The sequence below is a fragment of the Streptomyces sp. NBC_00557 genome, assembly GCF_036345995.1.
GTDB lineage: Bacteria > Actinomycetota > Actinomycetes > Streptomycetales > Streptomycetaceae > Streptomyces.
In genome coordinates this window covers 5,512,860-5,529,636 of the sequence record NZ_CP107796.1, presented here as the reverse complement: position 1 = coordinate 5,529,636, position 16,777 = coordinate 5,512,860, and the positions used below count along the sequence as shown (strand labels likewise).

General features: G+C 71.5%; 15 protein-coding genes and 1 pseudogene. 8 read left to right on the top strand and 8 right to left on the bottom strand.

What is annotated here, in order from left to right; genetic code table 11:
- Positions 1–20 precede the first annotated feature (20 nt).
- The 3 genes from OG956_RS24145 to OG956_RS24135 form a co-directional block, all read right to left on the bottom strand.
- On the bottom strand, positions 21–797 hold the full coding sequence (locus OG956_RS24145) for a D-Ala-D-Ala carboxypeptidase family metallohydrolase (RefSeq protein ID WP_330340073.1): 777 nt from the start codon (positions 795–797) through the stop codon (positions 21–23).
- Positions 798–878: 81 nt separating this feature from the next.
- On the bottom strand, positions 879–2,165 hold the full coding sequence (locus OG956_RS24140; RefSeq protein ID WP_330340072.1) for a GH25 family lysozyme: 1,287 nt from the start codon (positions 2,163–2,165) through the stop codon (positions 879–881).
- A gap of 248 nt (positions 2,166–2,413) precedes the next feature.
- Positions 2,414–3,796 carry a glycine--tRNA ligase gene (locus OG956_RS24135; protein ID WP_330340071.1) on the bottom strand — a complete coding sequence of 461 codons (1,383 nt, stop codon included), beginning with the start codon at positions 3,794–3,796 and terminating at the stop codon, positions 2,414–2,416.
- Between the two features lie 195 nt (positions 3,797–3,991).
- Here OG956_RS24135 and OG956_RS24130 point away from each other — a divergent pair, with 195 nt between their 5' ends.
- The 4 genes from OG956_RS24130 to OG956_RS24115 all read left to right on the top strand — a co-directional run bounded on the left by OG956_RS24130 (position 3,992) and on the right by OG956_RS24115 (position 7,109).
- Entirely contained in the window at positions 3,992–4,951 is a 960-nt protein-coding gene (locus tag OG956_RS24130; RefSeq protein ID WP_330340070.1) for a metal ABC transporter substrate-binding protein, read from the top strand.
- Between the two features lie 11 nt (positions 4,952–4,962).
- Positions 4,963–5,733 carry a metal ABC transporter ATP-binding protein gene (locus OG956_RS24125; protein ID WP_330340069.1) on the top strand — a complete coding sequence of 257 codons (771 nt, stop codon included), beginning with the start codon at positions 4,963–4,965 and terminating at the stop codon, positions 5,731–5,733.
- Positions 5,733–6,635, top strand: coding sequence for a metal ABC transporter permease (locus tag OG956_RS24120; RefSeq protein WP_330340068.1), 903 nt, complete (start codon positions 5,733–5,735; stop codon positions 6,633–6,635). Before OG956_RS24125 ends, OG956_RS24120 begins: the two co-directional genes overlap by 1 nt.
- A gap of 63 nt (positions 6,636–6,698) precedes the next feature.
- A complete protein-coding gene (locus OG956_RS24115; RefSeq protein ID WP_330340067.1) occupies positions 6,699–7,109 on the top strand; it encodes a Fur family transcriptional regulator in 411 nt (136 codons plus the stop codon).
- A 57-nt stretch (positions 7,110–7,166) separates the two neighbouring features.
- On the opposite strand, the gene OG956_RS24110 is transcribed toward OG956_RS24115, so the two are convergent.
- The 5 genes and pseudogenes from OG956_RS24110 to OG956_RS24090 form a co-directional block, all read right to left on the bottom strand.
- Entirely contained in the window at positions 7,167–7,685 is a 519-nt protein-coding gene (locus OG956_RS24110; RefSeq protein WP_330340066.1) for a YcxB family protein, read from the bottom strand.
- A 35-nt stretch (positions 7,686–7,720) separates the two neighbouring features.
- Positions 7,721–9,062, bottom strand: a pseudogene (locus OG956_RS24105) (histidine-type phosphatase).
- A gap of 63 nt (positions 9,063–9,125) precedes the next feature.
- A complete protein-coding gene (locus tag OG956_RS24100; RefSeq protein WP_330340065.1) occupies positions 9,126–9,974 on the bottom strand; it encodes an isoprenyl transferase in 849 nt (282 codons plus the stop codon).
- A 39-nt stretch (positions 9,975–10,013) separates the two neighbouring features.
- The gene (gene recO / locus OG956_RS24095) at positions 10,014–10,760 is read right to left on the bottom strand and encodes a DNA repair protein RecO (protein WP_330340064.1); all 747 of its coding nucleotides are present in this window, start codon (positions 10,758–10,760) and stop codon (positions 10,014–10,016) included.
- On the bottom strand, positions 10,757–10,885 hold the full coding sequence (locus tag OG956_RS24090) for a hypothetical protein (protein WP_330340063.1): 129 nt from the start codon (positions 10,883–10,885) through the stop codon (positions 10,757–10,759). The genes recO and OG956_RS24090 overlap by 4 nt, the downstream gene beginning before the upstream one ends.
- Before the next feature lie 298 nt (positions 10,886–11,183).
- Here OG956_RS24090 and OG956_RS24085 point away from each other — a divergent pair, with 298 nt between their 5' ends.
- From OG956_RS24085 to OG956_RS24070, 4 genes are read left to right on the top strand one after another with little or no spacing between them, the layout of a single operon-like run.
- Positions 11,184–12,824: an ABC transporter substrate-binding protein gene (locus OG956_RS24085; RefSeq protein ID WP_330340062.1), complete on the top strand. Its 1,641-nt coding sequence runs from the start codon at positions 11,184–11,186 to the stop codon at positions 12,822–12,824.
- Between the two features lie 4 nt (positions 12,825–12,828).
- On the top strand, positions 12,829–13,785 hold the full coding sequence (locus tag OG956_RS24080) for an ABC transporter permease (protein ID WP_330340061.1): 957 nt from the start codon (positions 12,829–12,831) through the stop codon (positions 13,783–13,785).
- On the top strand, positions 13,785–15,767 hold the full coding sequence (locus tag OG956_RS24075; RefSeq protein ID WP_330340060.1) for a dipeptide/oligopeptide/nickel ABC transporter permease/ATP-binding protein: 1,983 nt from the start codon (positions 13,785–13,787) through the stop codon (positions 15,765–15,767). The genes OG956_RS24080 and OG956_RS24075 overlap by 1 nt, the downstream gene beginning before the upstream one ends.
- Positions 15,764–16,777 carry an ABC transporter ATP-binding protein gene (locus tag OG956_RS24070; RefSeq protein WP_330340059.1) on the top strand — a complete coding sequence of 338 codons (1,014 nt, stop codon included), beginning with the start codon at positions 15,764–15,766 and terminating at the stop codon, positions 16,775–16,777. Before OG956_RS24075 ends, OG956_RS24070 begins: the two co-directional genes overlap by 4 nt.

The window sequence follows — 16,777 nt, the reverse complement described above, 5'->3', positions numbered from 1 at the left end:
CGTCGCGACTGCCCGGCCGGTCACACCACGCCGCTCTCCCACCACCAGGAGCCGGAGCCGTACGAGGGGTACTGGACGCGGCTGTCGCAGTGCTGCCAGGAGTGGGAGTACGCCTCCAGACCGGAGAACCCGCAGGTCTCGGCGATCTTGTAGACCTGGTAGGTGGTGTGTCCCGAGACCACGACGTCCGCGGCGACGCCGTAGCAGTGCATGCTGTTGGAGGCGCCGCCCACCGAGGAGTTGTACGAGACGCTGCGGAAGCCGGAGTTGATGGTGACCGCGCTGTCGCCGGCCTTCCTGCGCAGCGCCTCCAGCTTGTACATCAGCCGGCGCACGTTCTCCTTGACCGTGGCGGAGCCGACCTTGCCGCCGCCGAAGCCGGAGCCGTCGTGCGAGGTGAACTCGCTCCAGTCGAAGTGCGCCGTCGATCCGTCGCTGCTCTCCAGGCTGTTGAGCACACTCTGGGTCTGCGGGCCCACGACGCCGTCCGCGCTCAGGCCGTAGGCGGACTGGAAGCGTCTGACCGCGCCGTCCGTGGCGGGACCGAAGTCGCCGTCCCAGGCGATGTACGTCTGGCTGGCCCCGGACGCGGCCCAGCCGCCGACCCGGATCTGCAGTTCGACCACGTCGGAGCCGGAGGCGCCCTGCTGGAGGGTGCGGGACCAGCCGTACGCGGAGGCGGGGCCGGCCGTGCCGAGGGTGACCGCCGCGGCGCCGAACGCGGCCGTGACGCCGGCCGCGCCGCGCAGCAGCGTGCGCCGTCCGATGATCCGGTCGTGCGGCTGTGACTCGTTCATGCGTGTCTCCTCTTCTGTCGAATCTTCTGTCGAACCGAAATGGGAGAGTTCTGTCGAACGGGACGGGCGAGCGGGCAGCAGTCAGGCGACGAGGGCCTGCCAGGTGTCCGGGCCGACGACGCCGTCGACGCTCAGCCCGTGCGCCGACTGGAAGGAACGCACCGCACTGTCCGTCGCCGCCCCGAAGGCGCCGTCCACGGTGAGCGCGGCGCCGTGCGCGTTCAGCTGGCTCTGCACCGCCGACACCGCCTGGCCGGTGGAGCCCTGGCGCACGGTGACGATCAGCGCCTGCCAGGTGTCCGGTCCCACGACGCCGTCGACGCTCAGCCCGTGCGCCGACTGGAAGGAACGCACCGCACTGTCCGTCGCCGCCCCGAAGGCGCCGTCCACGGTGAGCGCGGCGCCGTGCGCGTTGAGCAGGTACTGCACGGTTCTGACGCGTTCACCGGTGGCGCCCTGCCGCACGGTGGGCCAGCCGGCGTTCGGCGGGGGCGTGTAGCCGCTGCGGGCGAAGGACTGGAGCTGGGCGGCGGTGCCGTTGAAGGTGTCCTGGTCGCCGGGGAAGACGCCGGAGTCGGCGTACTGCCAGATGGTCTGGGCGGACCAGCCGGCCGGCAGCGTGCCGGGGCTGCTCGCGTAGCGTGCGATCCACAGCGGGTTGGTCGCGCCGAAGCCGCTGTTGCCGCCGGTGCAGGTGGTCCACCAGTCGGTGGTGGTGTAGATCGTGGGGTAGCGGCCGGTGCGGGCGTGCACCTCGTTGCTGAAGTCCCGGATCCAGGACACCATCGCGCTCTGGCTCAGGCCGTAGCAGGTGGCCCCGTAGGGGTTGTACTCGATGTCCAGCGCGGGCGGCAGGGTCCTGCCGTCGGCGCTCCAGCCGCCGCCGTGGCCGACGAACCAGTCGGCCTGCGCCGTACCGCTGGAGTTGCCCGGCAGGGCGAAGTGGTAGGCGCCGCGGACCAGTCCGGCGTTGTAGGCGCCGGTGTACTGCTGGGAGAAGTCGGGGCTGGTGTAGGTGGTGCCCTCGGTGGCCTTGACGTAGGCGAAGGCGGCTCCGGCGGCCTTCACGGACGCCCAGTCGACGGTGCCCTGGTGGCCGCTGACGTCGAGTCCGGCCGGTCCGGTGCCGGTGACGGCGGCCGAGGCGAGGGCGTTCGGTGCGGTGCCGAGGCGTTGCAGTCCGGCTCCGGCGTAGTCGTCCTCGGGGTGCGTCATGCGCACCGGGGTGCCGCGGTCGTGGCCGTGTACCGCGGGGTCTGCGGGCCGGGCGGAGGCGGTGGCGGGCAGGAGGAGCAGGGACAGTAAGGCGGTCAGCAGGACGGCCGCGCCGGCCGGCGCCGCTGACCGCGGGAGTCTGGTGGACGGCATGACGGATCAACTCCTCGGAAGGGAAGGGTTGACGCGCGTAAACCGTAGGAGTGGATTGTCATGGCTGCAACAGTCCGCGCATGAACAGTCGACTGCCGCAACGAGTCGGCTCCGCGGATTCGACCCACTCGGCGGGCTGGGCGAACTCGGCCCTCGCCCTCACCTCGCCCCACCGGACACACCACGGCCCCCGACGGGGTTCCGGGCGGAACCCCGTCGGGGGCCGGTGAGGCGGCGGGCCGGAGGGGCTAGCAGCCGAGCAGGCGTCCGGCGAGGTAGCCCTCGATCTGGTCGAGAGACACCCGCTCCTGCTTCATCGAGTCGCGCTCACGCACCGTGACGGCGTTGTCCTCGAGCGTGTCGAAGTCGACGGTCACGCAGTACGGCGTGCCGATCTCGTCCTGGCGCCGGTAGCGGCGGCCGATGGCGCCGGCGTCGTCGAACTCGATGTTCCAGTTCTGGCGCAGCGCCTGCGCGAGACCCTTGGCCTTCGGGGACAGCTCGGGGTTGCGGGACAGCGGGAGGACGGCCACCTTCACCGGGGCGAGCCGGTGGTCGAGGCGCAGCACCGTGCGCTTCTCCATCTTGCCCTTGGCGTTCGGCGCCTCGTCCTCGACGTACGCGTCGAGCAGGAAGGCCAGCATGGTCCGGCCGACACCCGCCGCGGGCTCGATGACGTACGGCGTCCAGCGCTCGCCGGCCTCCTGGTCGAAGTACGACAGGTCCTGGCCGGAGGCCTTGGAGTGGGCCGTGAGGTCGTAGTCGGTGCGGTTCGCGACGCCCTCCAGCTCGCCCCACTCCGAGCCGCCGAACTGGAAGCGGTACTCGATGTCGGCGGTGCGCTTGGAGTAGTGGGAGAGCTTCTCCTTCGGGTGCTCGTACCAGCGCATGTTCTCCTCACGGAGACCCAGGCCGGTGTACCAGTTCCAGCGCTGCTCCATCCAGTACTCGTGCCACTTCTCGTCCTCGCCGGGCTTGACGAAGAACTCCATCTCCATCTGCTCGAACTCGCGGGTGCGGAAGATGAAGTTGCCCGGCGTGATCTCGTTGCGGAACGACTTGCCCATCTGGGCGATGCCGAACGGCGGCTTGCGGCGCGAGGTGGTCTGCACCTGGGCGAAGTTGGTGAAGATGCCCTGGGCGGTCTCGGGGCGCAGGTAGGCGACCGAGCCGCTGTCCTGGGTCGGGCCGAGGTGCGTCGACAGCAGGCCGGAGAACTGCTTGGGCTCGGTGAACTGGCCCTTGTTGCCGCAGTTCGGGCAGTTGATGTCGGCCAGGCCGTTCGCCGGGGCGTGGCCCTTCTTCTCCTCGTAGGCCTCTTCGAGGTGGTCGGCACGGAACCGCTTGTGACACGCGGTGCACTCGGTCAGCGGGTCCGTGAAGGTGGCGACGTGACCGGAGGCGACCCACACCTCGGAGGCCAGGATGACGGACGAGTCGATACCGACGACGTCCTCGCGCGACGTCACCATGTAGCGCCACCACTGGCGCTTGATGTTCTCCTTGAGCTCGACACCCAGCGGTCCGTAGTCCCAGGCGGCGCGCTGTCCGCCGTAGATCTCACTGCACGGGAAAACGAAGCCACGGCGCTTGCTCAGGCTGACGATGGTGTCGATCTTGTCGGCGGCCACGGTGCTCTCTTCATTACGACGACGGGCGTTGAAGCGAGATGCTTCCAGCGAATGATTCAGGTTACCGGCGCAGGCTCCCCCCGGACCAAATCGGCCCCCTCCAGGAGGTGCCTCCCTCAGGCTCTCACCGGCTCTCACCGGCCTCTCACCGACCGTTGTTGACAACGGTTTCCATGTAAGTTGAAAATGACTGTCATGAACGTACGACGCCGCCTCATACCCGCCGCCGCGATCACCGCCGTGACCGCCCTCGGCCTCGGCACCCTCACCGCATGCTCCGGGGACAGGGCGGAGGCCGCGAACACCGGCAGGTTCGACGTCGTCGCGTCGTTCTACCCGATGGCCTTCCTCGCCGAGCGGATCGGCGGGGACCACGTCCACGTCACCAGTCTGACCTCCCCCGGCCAGGAGCCGCACGACCTGGAGATCAGCCCCCAGCAGATCGCCTCGATCCAGGAGTCCGACGCGGTCCTGTACCTGAAGAACCTCCAGCCCTCGGTCGACGACGCGGTGGCCCAGTCCCCGGTCAAGACCAAGATCGACGCGGCCTCGCTCACCACGCTGGAGGAGCACGGCAACGAGGCCGGCGGCCACGCCGCCGCGCACGACACCCACCAGGGCGAGGAGGCCGGCGCCAAGGACCCGCACATCTGGCTCGACCCGGTGCGCTACGCCCAGGTCGCCGAGGGCGTCGGCAAGGCCTTCGAGAAGGCCGACCCGAAGCACGCCGCCGACTACCGCAAGAACACCGCGGCCCTGGTCACACAGCTCGACGAGCTGAACACGCGGTTCAGGACCGGCCTCGCGCACACGAAGACCAAGGTCTTCATCACCACCCACGCCGCCTTCGGCTACCTCGCCGAGCGCTACGGCCTGACCGAGGAGGCCGTCAACGGCCTCGACCCCGAGTCCGAGCCCAGCGCCGCCCGGGTGAAGGACCTGGAGACCATGGCGAAGGCCGACGGCGTCTCCACCGTCTTCTACGAGACGCTCGTCAGCGACAAGACCGCGAAGACCATCGCGCACGACGCCGGCCTGAGGACCGACGTGCTCGACCCGATCGAGGGCATCACCGCCAAGTCCCGCGGCAAGGACTACTTCTCCGTCCAGGAGGCCAACCTCAAGGCCCTCCAGCAGGCGCTCGGCGCGAAGTGAGGGGACACGAGATGACCGGCGAACCCGTCATATCCCTGCGCGGCGTCACCGCCGAACTCGGCGCCCGGCCCGTGCTGCGCGGCATCGACCTCACCGTCGGCCGCGGCGAGGTCGTCGCGCTGCTCGGCGCCAACGGCTCCGGCAAGTCCACGGCGATCCGCACGATCATCGGCCAGGTCCCGGCGAGCGGCGGCACGATCGAGCTGTTCGGCACCCCGCGCCACGCCTTCCGCGACTGGTCGCGCGTGGGTTACGTGCCGCAGCGCACGACGGCGGCGGGAGGCGTGCCCGCCACGGTGACCGAGATCGTCTCGTCCGGCCGGCTCTCCCGCACCCGCTTCGGCGTCTTCCGCCGGGCCGACCGGGAAGCCGTGCACCGCGCCCTGGACCTGGTCGGGATGGCCGACCGCGCCAAGGACTCGGTGAACGCCCTGTCCGGCGGCCAGCACCAGCGCGTCCTGATCGCCCGCGCCCTCGTCGTCGAGCCCGAACTGCTGATCATGGACGAGCCGATGGCGGGCGTCGACCTGGCCAGCCAGGAGGTCCTCGCCCGCACGCTGGGGCAGCAGGTCGGCTCCGGTACGACGGTCCTGCTCGTCCTGCACGAACTGGGCCCGCTGGAGCCCCTGATCGACCGGGCGGTCGTCCTGCGCGACGGCTGCGTCCTGCACGACGGCCCGCCCCCGCAGGCCCTCGGCCAGCATGCGCTGCCCGGCCACGACCACGTACACCCGCACGCACCGTCGGGTTCGGAATCTCTGCGGACGGGACTGCTGAGCTGATGGACTTCCTCAACTACGCCTTCATGCAGCGGGCCCTGCTCGCCGCCGTCCTGGTCGGCATCACGGCCCCCGCGGTCGGCATCTACCTGGTCCAGCGCCGCCAGGCCCTCATGGGCGACGGCATCGGGCACGTCGCCATGACCGGCGTCGGCCTGGGCTTCCTGCTCTCCACCTCCCCCGTGTGGATGGCGACGGCCGTCTCGGTCCTCGGCGCGGTCCTGATGGAGCTGATCCGCTGGTACGGCAGGACCCGCGGCGACATCGCGCTCGCCATGCTCTTCTACGGCGGCATGGCCGGCGGCGTGATGTTCATCAACCTGGCGCCGACGGGCTCCAACGCGAACCTGACGACGTACCTGTTCGGATCGCTGTCCACCGTGTCGCCGTCCGACGTGACGGCGATCTGCCTGCTCGCCGCGTTCGTGGTGCTGGTCACCCTCGGCCTGCGCCGCCAGCTGTTCGCGGTCAGCCAGGACGAGGAGTTCGCCCGGGTCACGGGTCTGCCGGTGCGCGCCCTGAACCTGCTGACGGCGGTCACGGCGGCGGTCACGGTCACGGTCGCCATGCGCGTGGTCGGCCTGCTGCTGGTGTCCGCGCTGATGGTGGTGCCCGTCGCGGCGGCGCAGCAGCTCACCCGCAGCTTCACGGCGACGTTCGTGATCGCGGTCGCGATCGGCGTGGCCGTGACCGTCAGCGGCACGATCACCTCGTACTACCAGGACGTCCCGCCCGGCGCGACGATCGTCCTGCTGACCATCGCCGCGTTCGTCGCGCTGACGGCCCTGGCCACACCCCTGGCCCGGCGCCGCGCCCGTGCGGCGGCCGCGGCGCGGCCCGCCGCGGACCCGGCCGAGTGCACGATTCCGGCCACGAGACAGGCCGGAGACAAGATCGGCGTCTGACCGCTGACAGCCCGGGCTGGCACAATGGCCGCCCGGGCAGAAGCGAGACGTGAGGAGGACCCGGTGACGACCGCTGGACCGCCCGTGAAGGGCCGCGCGACCCGTCAGCGTGCAGCCGTGGCGGCGGCCCTGGACGAGGTCGAGGAGTTCCGCAGCGCGCAGGAACTGCACGACATGCTCAAGCACAAGGGCGACTCGGTCGGCCTGACCACGGTCTACCGCACCCTCCAGTCCCTCGCCGAGGCCGGCGAGGTCGACGTCCTGCGCACCTCCGACGGCGAGTCCGTCTACCGCCGCTGCTCGACCGGCGAGCACCACCACCACCTGGTCTGCCGGGCCTGCGGCAAGGCCGTGGAGGTCGAGGGCCCGGCCGTCGAGAAGTGGGCCGAGGCGATCGCGGCGGAACACGGGTACGTCAACGTGGCCCACACGGTGGAGATCTTCGGCACGTGCGCCGACTGCGCCGAGAGCTGACCGCCGGCCGGGGCAGCGCCGGCGGCGGTGCGGACCGTCCGGCGCCCGCGGCTCCGCTCAGCTGCGGGTGATGTGGCGGTCCAGGATCTCCCGCAGGCGGTCCGCGTCCGACGGCTCCGCCAGCCCCCGCTTCGGCAGCAACGTGAAGCACCGCGCCTGGGGATCACCGCTGAAGAGGACGAACATCTCCGGCGTCTCCCGGTAGCAGGGCCGTGCGCCCCACTCCTGGGTGACGGTGATGTGGTCCCTGCGGACCGTCACCCCGGCGTCCGTCACCGTCGTACGGCACGCCCCGCTCACCTCCGCGGCCCGTGCCAGGCTCCGCCCCTGCAACCGGGGCATCAGCAGGAGGCACAGCGCCAGATAGCCGGCGAGGAGGACCGAGGTCACGTCCATGCCGTCGGTGGCAAGGAACCCGGCCCACAGCAGGACGGCGAGGGCGACCCCCAGCGTGTTCCGGTCCCACCAGGTCATCCTCCGGCGCACCCAGAGTGCCTCGGTGAAATCGCGCGCGGTCGGCCGGTACGTCAGCTCCACGGCCTCATGAGCGGTCTCCCGCCCCATGCCCATGACCATGAGGCGGGATCGTACAGCCGTTCCCCCGGACGTGATCACGCGGTGCGGTCGAAGCAGCGCTCCAGCTCGTCCAGGTCGTAGAACACGCTGTTCCCGGCGATCGGGCGGCAGCCGGCCTTGAACGGGGTCTCCCGCTCGTTGTAGAGCATGCGGACCAGATAGCGGCCGTCCTTCTCGTACACGTCCCACTGGATGTTCGCGCCCAGCGGGGCGACCGAGGCGCCGCGCCAGGGGTTGCCGGCGTAGGTGTACGGCTGCCCCGGCGTCGCCGGCTTCGTGCTGCCCGGCAGGCCCATCAGCGCGGCCAGCGGGATGATCTCCTCGGCGTGGGTGAAGCGCAGCTCGGCGCCGAGGTCGCCGGTGCCGGCGCGTTTGGCCTCGACCTGGCGGAAGAAGTCGTCCAGGAGGACGCCGGCCATCCTGTAGGTGATGTCGCTGCCGGCGAAGCCGGGGCCCTTCTCGTAGAAGTCCTCCGCGTCCGAGAGGTACCCGAACCAGGCCGCGTCCGAGCGGGAGATGAAGCGGCCCATGTCCCAGCCCCTGCCGTCCGGGTCGGGGCTCTCCTGGATCATGGCGGGCGCGATGGCGTACAGGTTGTAGACGGCCTGCGCGGCGCCGGCCTGGTCGGTGATCCCGTCGACGAAGGACGACGTGAACAGCCGCCGCAGGACACTGCGCGCGGCCTCGTGCGTCCGGGGCTGGTCGGCGACGGCCGCCAGGGTGTCCTTCAGGCGCTGGTCGTTCGCCAGGTAGTCCCGGTACGCGGCGCCGCCCGCCGCCTTGTGGAAGTACAGCAGGTCCTTGTCCGTGCGGGCCGGCCCGATCAGCGGCTTCAGCGCCGGGTCGGCGGCGGCCAGCGCGGCCGTGTACTCCCCGGCGCTGTCCACGGCCCGCGCCTGCCCGGAGCTGACCACGTCGATCCTCTCGCCCCGGTCGGCGATGTCCTCGAACAGGGTGGGCAGGCGCTGCTCCATGCGCGTCGCGGTGTCCCGCATCTCCTGCCGGCCGCGCCCGCTGAGATCGCCGTACCCGGTCTTCGCCATGGCGGCCGTCAGCGCCCGCACGGCCGGCCCGAACTCCTCCCCCCATGCGGGTGAGTTGCTTCTCCTCCCGGGCCTTGTCCCACAGCGGGAGGATCAGGCCGGCGTCCCCGCCGTCGGTCGCCGCGCGGGAGCCGTGCCGGGAGACGTTCTCGGTGAAGACGGGGAGGTAACCGGCCGGGGGCCGCTGGTAGCCGCGCGGGTTCTGCTCGGGGGCGTACGGCGCCTTGGTGCCGTAGCTCTCGCGCTGCGCGGGAGCGCCGTCCGGGGCGGCGTGCGCGGGCAGCGCGGTGAGCAGCAGGGCGCCGAGGGCGAGGACAGGGGCGAGACGTCTCATGAGTCCCGCATCCTCGGCGCCGCGGATGAACCGGCCTTCGCCGCCCGGATGAACCGCCGATGGCTACGAGGAGGACTCGCCCTTCATCGCGGCCTCCATGGCGAGCAGTTCCTCGTTGGGCACGGCGCCGCCGAACCGCCGGTCGCGGGAGGCGAATTCGACGCAGGCCCGCCACAGGTCACGGCGGTCGAAGTCGGGCCACAGCACGTCCTGGAAGACCATCTCGGCGTACGCGCTCTGCCACAGCAGGTAGTTGGAGGTGCGCTGCTCCCCGCTGGGGCGCAGGAAGAGGTCCACATCCGGCATGTCCGGGTAGTACAGGTACTTCTGGATGGTCTTCTCGGTGACCTTCGACGGGTCCAGCCGCCCGGCCGCGACGTCCTCGGCCAGCGCCTTGGCCGCGTCGGCGAGCTCGGCCCGGCCGCCGTAGTTCATGCAGAAGTACAGCGTGAGCAGGTCGTTGCCCTTGGTCTGCTCCTGGGCGACCTGCAACTCCTTGGCGACGGACTTCCACAGCCGGGGCATCCGGCCCACCCAGCGCACCCGGATCCCCAGCTCGTCGAGCTGGTCCCGGGTCTTGCGGATGAAGTCGCGGTTGAAGTTCATCAGGAAGCGGACCTCGTCGGGCGACCGCTTCCAGTTCTCGGTGGAGAAGGCGTACAGGGAGATGTTGCGGACGCCGATCTCGATGGAGCCCTGAAGCACGTCGAGCACCCGCTCGGCGCCGACCTTGTGCCCCTCGGTGCGGGGCAGCCCGCGCTCCTTCGCCCACCGGCCGTTGCCGTCCATGACGATCGCCACATGGTTCGGGACCAGCTCCCCCGGGAGCTTCGGCGCGCGCGCACCCGACGGGTGCGGCTCCGGCGCCTTGTACTCGCGCCGCTGGCGCCCCAGGATCCCGCGTACGGCCATGTGCTCCTCGTCTCCCTCTTGCTTCGTTACCGGAGCGGACTACTTCTCGACGTATCTGAGCGAGCGCAGCCCGCGCTCCAGATGCCAGTGCAGGTAGGCGGACACCAGCCCGCTGCCCTCGCGGACGTACCGCGCCTCGCAGGCGTCCGCCGTCTCCCAGTCTCCCGTAAGCAGCGCGCCGAGCAGCACCAGGGTCTGCGGCGACGGTACGACACTGCCGGGCACCCGGCAGTCGGCGCAGACGGAGCCGCCGGAGGCCACCGAGAAGAACCGGTTCGGTCCGGGCATGCCGCACTTGGCGCAGTCGCTGAAGCTCGGGGCGTAGCCGTTCACGGCGAGGGAGCGGAGCAGGAAGGCGTCGAGCACGAGATGGGGCGCGTGCTCGCCCCGGGCGAGGGTCCGCAGGGCGCCCACGAGCAGCAGGTACTGCTGGACGGCCGGCTCGCCCTCGTGGTCGGTGAACCGCTCGGCGGTCTCCAGCATGGCCGTCCCGGCGGTGTAGCGCGCGTAGTCGGTGACGATCCCGCCGCCGTACGGCGCGATGGTCTCACTCTGCGTGCACAGCGGCAGCCCCCGCCCGACCAGCTCGCTCCCCCGCGCGAAGAACTGCACGTCGACGTGGGAGAACGGCTCCAGCCGTGCCCCGAACTTCGACTTCGTCCGCCGCACGCCCCGGGCCACCGCCCGCACCCGCCCGTGACCGCGCGTGAGCAGCGTGATGATCCGGTCCGCCTCACCGAGTTTCTGGGTGCGCAGCACGATGCCGTCATCCCGGAACAGGCTCACAGCCGCCCCCCGCATCCCACCGGCCGGGGGCCCGGGGGTCGCCCCCCGGAACAGCCCAGCATGATCCGGTCCGCCTCACCCGGCATCCGGGTGCGCAGCACGATGCCGTCGCGGAACAGAGTCATGGAGCCCATTGTCGCCCATCCGCTCGGCGGGGCGGCAAGCACTCCGGACCCGGAGAGGCCGTTCACGCGGGTCGGGGTCGCGTGCGGGCCGGGTCGCGAGCTCGCCGGTTTCCGGCGGGCGAACGGGAGTCGGAGCCGTCAGTGGTGCGGACCTCTGGCGGCTCACCCATCCGTGTACGCCGTCTTGACCACCCCCACGCCCCCTCCTATGGTCGCGCTACCGGCCGGACGTAGGACGTAGGACGTCGTATCTCTCACCCCGCCTCACCCTCCCGCTCCCAGACTCGTTGGAGGACCCGTGCGCGACGACGTGACACCCGAGCCCGGCGTATCGGCACCGCGCCGCCGGCAGTTCCTCACTTGCACCGGTGCGCTCGGCGCGGCCGCTCTGCTGCCGCCGGCGCTGACCGCGTGCTCGGCCGGGCCGCAGTCGACGAACGACACCGGGGGCGGGGGCAGCGGGAAGGACCGGACGCTGACCGCCGTGATCGGCTACGGCAACGACGGCAGCTGGGATCCGACGCAGACGGCGTCGGCGTTCTGCATGGCCGCCAACAACCACATCTACGAGGGGCTGCTGGACACCGACCCGATCACCCGGGTGCCGTATCCGGCGCTCGGCACCGAGGTGCCGAAGGACCCGAACGCCACCACCTGGCGGTTCACGCTGCGCTCCGGCGCCACCTTCCACGACGGCAAGCCCGTCACCGCCGACGACGTCGTGTTCGTCTTCGACCGGATCCTCGACCCGAAGACCCAGACCCTCGCCAAGGGCTTCTTCGCAAGCTGGCTGGACCGCGTCCGGAAGGTCGACGCGCGCACCGTCGAGCTGGTGCTCAAGTTCCCCTTCCCGGACGGGCTTTCCCGGCTCACGCTGGCCAAGATCATGCCGCAGCACGTCTTCTCCAAGCCCGGCGCCTGGGACGACGCGATCAAGGGGCTGGCGGTCGGCTCGGGACCGTACCGGCAGACCGCGCACCACCCGAAGTCCAACACCGCCTTCGAGGCGTACGCCGGCTACAACGGCCCGCGCCCGCCCGCCTTCAAGCGCATGAACTGGCTGACCATCGTCGACGCCGCGCCGCGCGTCGCGAAGATCTCCGGGTCGGACGCGGGGGCGCAGATCGCCGACAACATCCCCTACGCCAACATCGCGCGGCTGGAGCAGAGCGGACTGAAGGTCGCCGGCGGCGCCGGGATGAACAACCTGTTCCTGATGTTCAACACCCGGCACAAGCCCTTCGACGACGTGCGGGTGCGGCAGGCCCTGCACTACGCCATCGACACCGAGAAGATGGTGCGGGTCGCCCTCAAGGGGCACGGCAGGCCCGCGTCCTCGTTCCTCAACGAGGGCAACCCCGCCTACCGGCGGGCCCGGACCGTCTACGACTACGACCCCGACAAGGCCGAGGCCCTCCTCAAGGCCGCCGGGGTGAGCGACCTCAATGTCGAGATCCTCGCGGTCAACGTCAGCTGGATCGTCGACTGCCTGCCGACCATCAAGGCCTCCTGGGACGCCGTCGGCGTGCACACGACGCTGGCGCCGCAGGAGACCACGGCCGTGTTCACCAAGATGGACCAGAAGCAGGACTACCAGGTCGTCGCCGCCGCATCCAACCCCAATCAGTTCGGGCTCGACGCCGACCTGATCATGCACTACAACTACGGGCCGCAGAACCTGTGGATGCAGTACACCCGGTGGGCCGACGACCCCGTCGCCAGGCAGCTCTTCAAGGACATGGACCGGGCGACCCGGGAGCCGGACCCGCAGAAGAAGAAGGCGATGATCCAGGACTACATCGACGTCGTCGCCGAGCAGGCCGTGCTCTACCCGGTGGTGCACAACGAGCTGATGACCGCCTGGGATCCCCGCAAGCTCACCGGGATAAGGGCCCAGCCGTACCCGGGCATCAACCTGCTCCAGGCGAAATGGGCCTGACGGCATGACGGCCGTCGCACGGATCCTGCTCCGGCGTATCGCCCTGCTCGTGCCGCTGATGCTCGGAATCGTGCTGTTCGTGTTCCTGGTGATGCGGTTCTCGGACGTCGATCCCGCGTCCGCGTTCTTCCAGGGCGCCAATCCGACCCCGCAGCAGCTGCACGACTTCCGGGAGCGCAACGGCCTGCTCGATCCGCTCCTGGTGCGGTACGTCCACTTCGTCGGCGCCCTCCTCCACGGCGACCTCGGCACCAGCGCCCTGACCCGCGCGCCGGTGGCCGACCAGGTCACCACCGCGCTGCCGCTCACCCTCCAGCTGACCTTCCTCGGCCTGGCCCTCGCGGTGGTGCTGGCGCTGCTGGGCGGGGTGACGGCCGCCGTGTACCGGGACCGGATCCCGGACCAGGTGATCCGCGTCGTCTCGCTGGTCGGGGTCGCCGCCCCGGGCTTCTGGCTGGCGCTGCTGATGATCCAGTACCTGGCGGTGGACCGGGGCTGGTTCCCGACCGGCGGTTACATCAACCCGGCCGACTCGCTCACCGGCTGGCTGAGGACCATGGCGTTGCCCGCCTTCGCGCTCTCCCTGCCGGTGGCCGCCCAGCTGACGAGGATCGTGCGGACCTCGGTGGTGGAGGAGCTGGACAAGGACTACGTCCGGACGGCGATCGGCAGCGGGCTGCCGCCGTGGGTCGTCGTCGGCCGGAACGTGCTGCGCAACGCCCTGGTCAATCCGCTGACCGTGCTCGGGCTGCGGGTCGGCTATCTGCTCGGCGGCGCCGTCGTCATCGAGACGATCTTCTCGCTGCCCGGCATGGGCAAGCTGATGATCGACGCCGTGCAGAACGGCGACCCGGCGGTGGTGCAGGGCGTGGTCCTGACCACGGCCACCGGGTTCGTCGTCGTCAACCTCGTCATCGACATCCTGTATCTGCTGGTCAATCCACGTCTGAGGGCGGGCTGATGGTCACACGCGCGCCTCTTGCCGAGCGGCTCTCCCGGCCCGGCGGCGTCCGGCTGCGGGCCTGGCGCCGGCTGCCGCCGCTGTCGAAGGCCGCCGTCTGCTTCCTGGCCGTCGTCCTCCTCGTCGCCGTACTCGCCCCGCTGCTCGCCCCGGACGATCCCCTCGACCAGCAGGAGCCGGCCGGCGGCTCCGGGCATCCCTCCGCCGCGCACTGGCTGGGGCAGGACAGCCTCGGCCGGGACATCCTGAGCCGGCTGATGTACGGCGCCCGGTGGTCGCTGGCGATCGGGCTGGGCGCGACCGCGCTCGCCCTGGTCGCCGGCGCCCTGCTCGGCGCGCTCGCGGCCACCTCCCGCAAGGCGGTCGACGAGACGCTGATGCGCTGCCTGGACGTGGTCATGGCGTTCCCGGGCATCGCGCTCGCGGCCGTGCTGGTCGCGGTGTTCGGCGGCGGGATCGGGGTGCTGATCTGCGCCATCGCCTTCCTGTTCACGCCGCCCGTCGCCCGGGTCGTCCGGGCGAACGTCCTCGACCAGTACGGCGAGGACTACGTCACCGCCGAGCGGGTCATCGGCGCCCGCACCCCGCACATCGTGCTGCGGCACGTGGCCGTCAACTGCGCCGCCCCGGTGCTGGTGTTCTGCACGGTGCAGGTCGCCGAGGCCATCGTGTTCGAGGCGTCGCTGTCCTTCATCGGCGCCGGGGTCCGGCCGCCGGACCCGTCCTGGGGCAGTGTCATCGCCGACGGCAAGAACATGGTGCTGACCGGCGGCTGGTGGGCGACCGTCTTCCCCGGGCTGCTGATCCTGCTGACCGTGCTGTCGCTGAACATCCTCTCCGAGGGGCTGTCGGACGCGTGGGCGGCGCCGGCGCCCCGGGAGGTGGAGGCTCCCCCGGAAGGTGCGCCTGCGGCCGACCGGCTGCAGACCCCCGAGCCCGGCAGCGGCGAGGTGCTGCGGCTGCCCGGCCTGACCGAGGCCGCCCGGCGGCTGCGCGCCCGCGCCCGGCCCCGCCCCGACGCCTCCGCGCAGCCGGTGCTCGCCGTGGAGAACCTCACCATCGGCTTCCCGGACCGGCACCGGGGCGTGGACGTCGTCGCCGGGGTCGGCTTCGAGGTGTACCCGGGTGAAGTGCTCGGTCTGGTGGGCGAGTCGGGCTGCGGGAAGTCGCTGACCGCGCTCACCGTCATGGGGCTCCAGCCGCGGGGTGCGCGGGTCGGCGGCCAGGTGCGGTTCCGGCAGCGGGAGCTGCTCGCCGAGCCGATGCGGGTGCGGCGGCGGCTGCTCGGGCACGAGATGGCGATGGTCTACCAGGACGCCCTGTCCTCGCTGAACCCGGCGATGACGATCCGCGCCCAGCTGAAGCAGCTGGTCCGGCGGGGCGGCCGGCGCGGTCCGGCCGAGCTGCTGGAGCTGGTCGGCCTGGACCCGGAGCGCACGCTGCGCAGCTATCCGCACGAGCTGTCCGGCGGGCAGCGGCAGCGGGTGCTGATCGCCATGGCGCTGTCCCGCGAACCCCGGCTGATCGTCGCCGACGAGCCGACGACCGCCCTCGACGTCACCGTGCAGGCCCAGGTGATGGAGCTGCTGCTGCGGCTGCGCGAGGAGCTGGGGTTCGCGCTGATCCTGGTCTCGCATGATCTGGCGCTGGTCGCCGACGTCACCGACCGGGTGGTGGTGATGTACGGCGGGCAGATCGTGGAGAGCGGGGTGACCGCCGAGCTGGTGGCGGCGCCGGCCCACCACTACACGCGCGGGCTGCTCGGCAGCGTGCTGTCGCTGGAGTCGGCCGAGGAGCGGATGACGCAGATCAAGGGGGTCGTCCCCGCCCCGGCCGACTTCCCGGCGGGCTGCCGCTTCGCCGGCCGCTGCCCGCTGGCGACCGAGGTGTGCCGCGACCGGGCGCCCGTCCTCACCGGTACGGCCGCCCACACGGCCGCCTGCCACCATCCGGCCGTATCCGTGGAGGGGGCCCTGCAGTGAACGCCGTCGTCGAGGTCCGGGACGTCCATGTCGTGCACAAGGCCCGCAGCGGCGGCCTGTTCCGCCGGGACCGGGTGTACGCCCTGACCGGCGCCGACCTCACCGTGGCCGCCGGGGAAACGGTGGGCGTGGTGGGCGAGTCCGGGTGCGGGAAGTCGACGCTGGCGCGGGTGCTGGTCGGCGTGCAGCCGCCGACGTCCGGGACGGTGGCCTTCCGCGGGCGGGACCTGTGGACGATGCCGCCCGCCGAGCGCCGGGTCACCGTCGGCGCGGGCGTCGGCATGGTCTTCCAGGACCCGTCGACGGCGCTGAACCGGCGGCTGACGGTGCGGCGGATCCTGCGCGACCCGCTGGACGTGCACCAGCGCGGCACGCGGCCCGAACGGGAGGACAGGGTACGGGAGTTGATGGCGCTCGTCGGCCTCCCCGGGGCCCTCGCGGACGCCCTGCCCGGTCAGCTCTCCGGCGGCCAGCGGCAGCGCGTCGCCATCGCCCGCGCGCTCGCCCTGGACCCGGCGCTGGTCGTCGCCGACGAGCCGACCAGCGCGCTCGACGTGTCGGTCCGCGCGCAGATCCTCAATCTCCTGCTGGACCTGAAGGAGCGCCTCGGGCTCGCCCTGGTGTTCGTCTCGCACGACATCCAGACGGTACGGCGGATGAGCGACCGGGTGATCACCATGTACCTGGGCCGGATCGTGGAGGAGACCCCGGCCGACCGGGTCACCGGCGCCGCCCGGCACCCGTACACCCGCGCCCTGTTCTCCGCCACGCCCGGCCTGCTGGACCCGATCGACCCGATCCCGCTGACCGGCCCGGTGCCCTCGGCGACCCGGCCGCCCAGCGGCTGCCCGTTCCGCACCCGCTGCTGGAAGGCGGACGGGCGGTGCGCCGAGGCGATGCCGGACTTCTCGGCCGCGTCACGGCCCGGACACCGCTACCGGTGCCACCATCCTGTGCAGGAGGAGGAATCGACCCGAGACCTAGCAGACCTAGCACGCCAGGAGCCCTGA